This window comes from Streptomyces sp. NPDC029014 (genome assembly GCF_055564695.1).
The window spans coordinates 1-1,318 of record NZ_JBVHVT010000233.1; the positions used below are offsets into that span (position 1 = coordinate 1).

1 protein-coding gene is annotated in these 1,318 nt (G+C 57.2%); it reads right to left on the bottom strand.

What is annotated here, in order from left to right; all coding sequences use genetic code 11:
- Positions 1-742 precede the first annotated feature (742 nt).
- The coding region (locus ACZ4VL_RS40750; RefSeq protein WP_468211087.1) for a hypothetical protein at positions 743-1,318 on the bottom strand (576 nt) is incomplete at its 5' end.

The window sequence follows — 1,318 nt, forward strand, 5'->3', positions numbered from 1 at the left end:
TGAGGCGATCTTGGCCGAAGACCTACGCTTGCGCGAGGAGTGCTTGGAGGCCGCGAGCGTGGCTGTCTTGGAACGTTGCTCTGTTCGAGCCGAGCCGACCCGGGAGGCGCAGTCGGACTTCCAGGAGCGGCCCGTCACGTCGGACGCGTCCCAGCCATCCGCCATTCCACGGCGCCCCCGGTTGCACTAAAGCAACGAGCCCCGCCTGGCGGGGCTCCTCTCGTTTCAGGTGGCATCCTTCAATGAACAGAAGGCCCCGAGTTCCGCAAGACTGAAGGTGGCGCACTCTTCTTGGCGCGGCTCCGCCGCCATTCGTCTGTCGGGATGAAAGTGCGGTCTACCACGGCTTCACGTGTGCGGGTTTGGGGGGCTGGATTGGGCGGAGTGAACTTGGCACCCCGTGGTTGGTCCTCCTCCCACTGTCGAATCAGTTCGGCGGACACGTCCAAGGCGTGCCTCACGTCTTCGACGCGATCGCTCAATTGGCGAGAGGAGCCTTGGGACATGAGCCCGATAAGCAGTTGGCTGGCGATTTGGAACTGTGGGTGAGAGAACATGGTTAAAGCTCCTTTGAGCCGAGGTGGTGCGCTCATCAAAGCACCATCGCCCCGCGTGGCAAGCCAGGATTTTGCGCCTCCTTTCACAAAAGCCGATTTTGATCAGGCTCGTAAGTTTCAGTAGCAGCCAAATCTCATCCAAGTAAGGAGTGTTAGAGGCGCATTGAACTGGTTGAAAGTGGAGGCTATGACTTCTTGTAAAACTGACTTGCAATGGACATCTGGCGTAGGAAGCGGATGAAAGACGGCGAACTATGCGATGCTAGAGACGTGTGAGGGCAAAAGAATTCATAGCCGGTGGGGCAATGCTGTGAGCACCAAATATCGTAGAGCTCGTTCGGTAGGGCATATAGGACGCGCAAATGGCGAACCGGGAGTGAGAAGTCGCCGCTTGGAGCGTCAGACGGTATTTTCAGTGCTTTCTTGTATGTCTTTTTGCCGCCACCCTGAGTGGTGAAGTCTTTTTTAAGCCACTCTTCATTAAACGTAATGAGAAGGCTGTGGGTTGAGGGAGAGTAACGCGATCTCTTGTCGTTCAGATTGGAGGCGGTTCCACACACCTCGATTGCTACCACGTCGCAGTACTTGTGCTCGCCCCAGTTGACATTTATCCACAGCCCATCGGGTTGCGTCTTAAAGAGACTGGCGCCCGGGGCATGTAGCCTAGGCGCAGTGGCGCGTGAGCCAGCGACTTTGGGCTGAGCTCGTATCCAGTGTCCGGTCTTGTTGGGTGGTGGCCAGTAGTTGCGCGTCTGAATGGG